The 5889-nt window shown below is 73.7% G+C and carries 4 protein-coding genes, 1 tRNA gene and 1 pseudogene; 3 read left to right on the forward strand and 3 right to left on the reverse strand.

Going from position 1 to position 5889, the window contains the following annotated elements:
- Positions 1-152: 152 nt before the first annotated feature.
- Both ACFV0G_RS33655 and ACFV0G_RS33660 read right to left on the reverse strand, forming a co-directional pair.
- Positions 153-2714, reverse strand: a complete 2562-nt coding sequence (locus ACFV0G_RS33655; RefSeq protein ID WP_380556198.1) for an ABC transporter permease — start codon at positions 2712-2714, stop codon at positions 153-155.
- Positions 2715-2761: 47 nt separating this feature from the next.
- On the reverse strand, positions 2762-3535 hold the full coding sequence (locus tag ACFV0G_RS33660; protein ID WP_380556200.1) for an ABC transporter ATP-binding protein: 774 nt from the start codon (positions 3533-3535) through the stop codon (positions 2762-2764).
- Between the two features lie 312 nt (positions 3536-3847).
- Here ACFV0G_RS33660 and ACFV0G_RS33665 point away from each other — a divergent pair.
- The 3 genes from ACFV0G_RS33665 to ACFV0G_RS33675 all read left to right on the forward strand — a co-directional run bounded on the left by ACFV0G_RS33665 (position 3848) and on the right by ACFV0G_RS33675 (position 5366).
- A tRNA-Leu gene (locus tag ACFV0G_RS33665) sits at positions 3848-3932 on the forward strand.
- A 109-nt stretch (positions 3933-4041) separates the two neighbouring features.
- Positions 4042-4950, forward strand: a complete 909-nt coding sequence (locus ACFV0G_RS33670) for a Bax inhibitor-1/YccA family protein (protein WP_380556202.1) — start codon at positions 4042-4044, stop codon at positions 4948-4950.
- Between the two features lie 89 nt (positions 4951-5039).
- Positions 5040-5366: a hypothetical protein gene (locus tag ACFV0G_RS33675; RefSeq protein ID WP_380556204.1), complete on the forward strand. Its 327-nt coding sequence runs from the start codon at positions 5040-5042 to the stop codon at positions 5364-5366.
- A gap of 61 nt (positions 5367-5427) precedes the next feature.
- Here the strand turns inward: ACFV0G_RS33675 and ACFV0G_RS33680 are convergent.
- Positions 5428-5889: pseudogene (locus tag ACFV0G_RS33680) on the reverse strand (hypothetical protein); the annotation flags it as partial.

A 5889-nucleotide genomic window follows, 5' to 3' on the forward strand; every position in this document is an offset into this window, starting at 1 on the left:
TTGTGTTTCATACCCGCCCGGGCGCCGGGGGCGGCCGGGGGGGGGCCGGCGGCGCGCGGGGCGGGGGGGCCGCCCGGGGCCCCCGGCGGGCACCGGGACGGGGCCCCGCCCCCGTCCGGGGAGCGGGGCCCCTGCGGGCCGCTGAGGGGCGGTCAGTCCGTCTTGATGGACTCCAGGATGTCCAGCCGGGAGGCGCGTCGGGCCGGCCAGATCGCCGCCACCATGCCCACCAGCCCGGCCAGCGCCAGGAAGACCAGCATCTTGCCGTAGGGGACGACCGTGCCGAGCCCCGGCAGGCTGGACGACAGGGTGCCGTTGACCGCCCAGGCCAGGAAGCAGCCGAGCAGGACGCCGATCACCGCGCCGAACAGCGAGATCACCACCGACTCCAGCCGCACCATCCGCTTGATGCCGCGCCGGTCCAGGCCGATCGCCCGCAGCATGCCGATCTCGCGCTTGCGCTCGAAGACCGACATCGCCAGCGTGTTGATCACGCCGAGGATGGCGACCAGGACGGACATGGCCAGCAGGCCGTACATCATGTTCAGCGCGAAGGTGATCATCTTGTTGAACTCGTCCCGCATGTCCTGCTTGGTCTTGACCTCGATCACCGGGTTGTTCCCGGTGGCGTCCTTGATGGCCTGCTTGAGTGCCGGGGTGGGCCCGTCGGCGCCCTTCACCAGGATGTCCCGGACGTAGGCGTCCTCCTCGTGCTTGGTGACCTCCTCGTTGGAGAGCAGCATCGGCGAGAGCATCTGGTTGGGCTCGAAGACGCCGCCCACCGTCACGGTGCCCTTGCTGCCGTCCGGGTAGACCGCCTGCATCGCCGAGCCGACCCGCAGGCCGCGGCTCTTCGCCAGGTCGCCGTCGACCAGGGCCAGGCCCTGCCCGAGCGCCTCGGCGGTGCCGCTCGTCATGGTCAGCCGCATCACCTGGCTGGCGTGCGCCGCGTCGACGCCCATCACGGCGCGGCTGCGGCCGTCGAACTCCCAGTACACGTTGGAGAGCGGGCTGGAGGCACTCACCCCGGGCGCCTTGGCGATGGCGGCGGCGACCTCGGGGGAGAGCGGCATGCCGTTGGCCATGGCCACGTCGTAGTCGGCCTTCATCGCGCTGGTGACCGCCTTGTCGACGGTCGCGCCGACCGACGCCCCGAGCACGGTCAGCGCGCTGACCAGGGTGAGCCCGATGGTGAGCGCGGCCGCGGTGGCCGCGGTGCGGCGCGGGTTGCGGACCGCGTTCTGCCGGGCGAGCTTGCCCGGGGTGCCGGCCAGCGCCGCGAGCAGCGGGCCGACCAGCGCGATCACCGGGCGGGACAGCAGCGGGAGCAGGACGAACACGCCGATCAGGGCGAGCGCGGCGCCCGCGGCCACCGGGATCCGGCCGTCCGAGCTGTGGGTGGCCGCCCCCGAGACGATCAGCGCCAGGCCGCCCGCGGTGACCAGCGAGCCGAGCACGTTCCGGACGATCAGGCTCTTCTGGGTGGCGGGCTGCTCACCGCTGCTCATCGCGGCGACCGGGGCGATCCGGGAGGCCCGGATCGCGGGCAGCACGGCGGAGACGACGGTCACCAGGACGCCGACCACCAGGGCCACCACCACGGTGGCGGGTGCGATCACCAGCGAGCCGGTCGGCATGGTGGACTCCAGCGCGTGGACCACCGCCTGCATGCCGGCGCCGATCCCGATGCCGGCGAGCAGGCCGGCCACCGACGCGGTGACGCCGATGATCAGTGCCTCGACCAGCACCGAGCGGGTGACCTGGGAGCGCCCGGCGCCGACCGCGCGCAGCAGCGCCAGCTCCTTGGTGCGCTGGGCGACCAGCATGGTGAAGGTGTTGGCGATGATGAAGATGCCGACGAAGAGCGAGATTCCGGCGAAGACCAGGAGCATGGTCTTCATCCCGCTGGTGCCCTCGGCGATCATCCTCTGCTGCTCGTCCGTCAGCTGCCGGCCGGTCTCGCTGGTGAACCGGTCGCCGTCGGGCAGCTTGGCCCGGACCTGGGTGAGCAGCGCGTCCTCGGTGGTGCCGGGCCGGGCCCCGACCGCGATGCTGCTGTACTGACCGGGGGTCAGCAGCAGCTTCTGCGCGGTGGCGGTGTCGAACAGGGTGAGGGTGGCGCCGGCCGAGACGTCCGGGTCGTCGGTGGTGAAGATGCCGGTCAGCACGGTGCTGAAGGCGGGGCCGGTGGTGGCCAGCCGGACGGTGTCGCCGACCTTGTAGCCGGCCGAGTCCGCGGTGGCCCGGTCGAGGGCGATCTCCTTGTCGCCGTGCGGGGCGCGGCCCTCGGCGAGCGGGTAGCGCGGGTCCTTGCCCGAGGCGTCCGGCACGTAGTTCGCGCCGCGGGCCGACCAGGCCTGGCCGATCAGGTCGCCCTTGCGGTCGGCGACGCCGGCGAAGCCGGACACCGTGCCGCGGGCGCTCCCGGCACCGGGCAGCGCGGCGAGGTCGCGCACCGTGGCGTCGGTCAGCCGGGCGGCGCCGGCGGCCTCGCTGCGCCGGCGGGCGGAGGCGCCGGACCCCGCGGACTGGTCGGTGACCAGCACCGACACATCGGCGTAGCTCTTGGTGTAGCTGTTCTTCATGGCCTGGCCGAGCGTGTCGGAGAAGACCATGGTGCCCGCCACGAAGGCGGTGCCCAGCATGACGGCGAGCGCCGTCATCAGCAGGCGGCCCTTGTGGGCCAGCACGTTGCGCAGTGCGGTGCGATACATGGGAGGTGTCCTGGGGTGGTCGGTACGGGCGGGCTGCGTACGGGGCGTCAGCTCGTCCGGCCCTTGGCGTCGAAGCGGCGCATGCGGTCCAGGACGGTGTCGGCGGTGGGGGCGGTCAGCTCGTCCACGATCCGGCCGTCGGCGAGGAAGACCACCCGGTCCGCGTAGGAGGCGGCGACCGGGTCGTGGGTCACCATGACGACGGTCTGGCCGAGTTCGCGCACCGAGTTGCGCAGGAAGGAGAGGATCTCGGCGCCGGAGCGGGAGTCGAGGTTGCCGGTGGGCTCGTCGGCGAAGATGATCTCGGGCTTGCCGGCCAGCGCCCGGGCGCAGGCGACGCGCTGCTGCTGGCCGCCGGAGAGCTGCGAGGGCCGGTGCGCGAGCCGCCCGGAGAGGCCGACGGTGTCGACGACCCGGTCCAGCCACTGCCGGTCGACCTTGGTGCCGGCGATGTCCATCGGGAGGGTGATGTTCTCCAGCGCGGTCAGCGTGGGCAGCAGGTTGAAGGCCTGGAAGATGAAGCCGATCTTGTCCCGGCGGAGCTTGGTGAGCTGCTTGTCCCGCAGCCCGACGAGCTCGGTGTCGCCGATGGTGGCGGAGCCGGCGGAGACCGTGTCCAGCCCGGCCATGCAGTGCATCAGGGTGGACTTGCCGGAGCCGGACGGGCCCATGATCGCGGTGAACTCGCCCCGGCCGAACACCACGCTGACGTCGTCCAGGGCGGTGACGCGGGTCTCGCCCTCCCCGTAGACCTTGCTGAGGCCGGTGGCGCGGGCGGCCGCCCGGCCGGTGCGGACGGCGGTCGCGGTCGTCGTGGTCACGGGGATGCTCCTGTCGGGAGGGTACGGGATGGTTCTTCCATCCTCCCGGCGGCGACCGGGCCCGCTGTCGGCCCGGCGAACGGTTGTGCCGACCGCCGCCAGGCGTATCCGGGGGGCGGACCTCTCCTCCTGCGGTATGACGGCGACCCTGAGGCGGCCGGCCCTGGCCGGAACCCGGCGGCCCGGTGGCCGATTCTCGGACAGCTCGTCAGATGGCAAGGAAACATGACAACTTCCGGCGGCCGGAACATGCAAAACGGGGATCCGGGCGACTAGGCTCAGGGGTAGCCCGCACAGGGGCGCGCGGTTCACGCCCGGGTGGTGGAACGCAGACACGGGCAGCTTAAAACTGCTTGGCCGTGAGGCCGTGCCGGTTCGAGTCCGGCTCCGGGCACCAGCACCTCCTTCCGGCCCCCCGAGATCATCCTCGGGGTGGACGCGGGCGCTTTTGCCAAACCATTACCCTTGCTCCGTGGGCGGCGCCGTGCCGCCCCGGAGGGAACGAGATGAGAAGCAGCAACCCGGTCTTCTCGCGGGAGGGCTCCTTCTCCCGCGACACGGGCTACGCGGGATTCGGCGCCGCCGGGCAGCCGCACGCCGCCCCCCACGCGGGCGGCCCGTACGCCGACAACCCCTACGCCAACAACCCGTACGCCGCCCCGCAGGCCGGCGGCCCCGGCGCCGCGCCGGGCGGGCAGCTGACGGACGACCAGCTGGCCGCGATGTACGGGGCCCCGTCCGCGGGCCCGCTGCAGACCGGCCGGATGACCATGGACGACGTGGTCGCCCGGACGACCCTCACCCTGCTCACCCTGGTCGCCGCCGGCGCGCTGGCCTGGTTCACCCTGCCCTCCGGGACGTACGGCTTCGCCATGGGCGCCGCACTCGTCGCCTTCGTGGTCGGCCTGGTGATCACCTTCAAGCAGAGCGTCAGCCCGCCGCTGATCCTGCTCTACGCCGGGCTGGAGGGCTTCTTCCTCGGCGCGGTCAGCAAGGTGTTCAACGACATCTGGCCCGGCATCGCGATCCAGGCGGTGCTCGGCACCGCGGCGGTCTTCGGCGCGATGCTCATCGCCTACAGGAGCGGCCGGATCCGGGTCACCCCGCGGTACACCCGGATCGGCCTCGCGATCGCCATGGGCTTCCTCGGCCTGCTGCTGATCAACGTGGTCGCCTCGCTGTTCGGCGCCGACATGGGCCTGCGCTCGGGCCCGCTCGGCATCGCGGTCGGCCTGGTCGGCATCTGCCTGGGCGCGTTCTTCCTGTCGCTGGACTTCGCCGAGATCGAGAACGCGATCCGCGGCGGCGCCCCCCAGCAGGAGTCGTGGCGGGCGGCCTTCGGGCTGACCCTGTCGCTGGTCTGGATCTACCTGGAGATGCTGCGGCTGATCGCCATCCTGCGCGGCGACGACTGATCCCCCCGCCCGGCGCCACGCCGTGCGGACGGCCCCCGGAGCACCGCTCCCGGGGCCGTCGGCCGTCCGGGGACCGCTACGCTCGCCGCATGTCCGAAGCACACGCCCTGCTGGAAGCCGTCGACCGCCTGGCCGACCGGTGCCGTTCGATGCCGCAGAGCCGGCTGCTCGGCGCCGTGCCGGGCCACCCGTCCCGGGCCGCGGCGGTGCTGGAGCTGGCCCGGCGGCTGGCGGCGTCCGCCCTGGCCGCCGAGGGCGAGCCGCCGCGCGAGATCCCGGACGCCGGGGTGTTCGCCGTCGGCGACCAGCTCGCGGTGGCCGGCCACGACCTGGCGCTCGCCGCCGAGGGCGAGCCCGACCTGCTGGCCGGCGCCCTGGCCGACGTCCTGCGGACCGAGGAACTGGCCGCGCGCTAGCGCGCGGCCGGCAGCAGCGGGGCCCGCCCGGCGGGCGGGCCCGGGTGGCCCCGGCGGGGCCTCAGATGCTGGCGACCACCCGGTCGGCGAGCACGTAGACCGTGTCGTCGTCGGTGGAGAAGGTCAGCGAGTACGAGCCGGAGAAGCGCGAGCCGCCGAGCAGCCGCACGTCCTCGCCGGCCTGGACGGCGTCGATCAGCCGGTAGGCGGCCTCGCGGTCGCCCGGGGCCACGCAGAGCGTGGTGCCGTCGGCGAAGGCGTAGACGTCCAGGGTGCCCAGCGGGCCGGGGCGGACGTCGGTGAGGGCGATCCGCTCGTCCGCGAGCGCGGCCAGCCGGTTGTCCGTCCACTCGCGGGACGGCGTCTGGCTCGGCACGAAGTCCGGGTGGGACGGGTGGCGGCGCGGGTCCGGCGCGGTGGCCGGCTCGGTCTCGGCGTCCAGCAGCCCGGCCTCCAGGCCGGTGGCGATCAGGTCGGCCTCCCGGCGCGCGCGCCCGTCGCCGCCGGCGTCAGCGGGGTGCTG

The sequence above is a fragment of the Kitasatospora sp. NPDC059571 genome, from assembly GCF_042735675.1.
GTDB lineage: Bacteria > Actinomycetota > Actinomycetes > Streptomycetales > Streptomycetaceae > Kitasatospora.

Bases quoted from the DNA above. Each gene is read 5' to 3' on its own strand.
- ACFV0G_RS33655 (WP_380556198.1), bottom strand. From the start codon at position 2,714: ATGTATCGCACCGCACTGCGCAACGTGCTGGCCCACAAGGGCCGCCTG.
- ACFV0G_RS33670 (WP_380556202.1), top strand. From the start codon at position 4,042: ATGAGAAGCAGCAACCCGGTCTTCTCGCGGGAGGGCTCCTTCTCCCGC.
- ACFV0G_RS33675 (WP_380556204.1), top strand. From the start codon at position 5,040: ATGTCCGAAGCACACGCCCTGCTGGAAGCCGTCGACCGCCTGGCCGAC.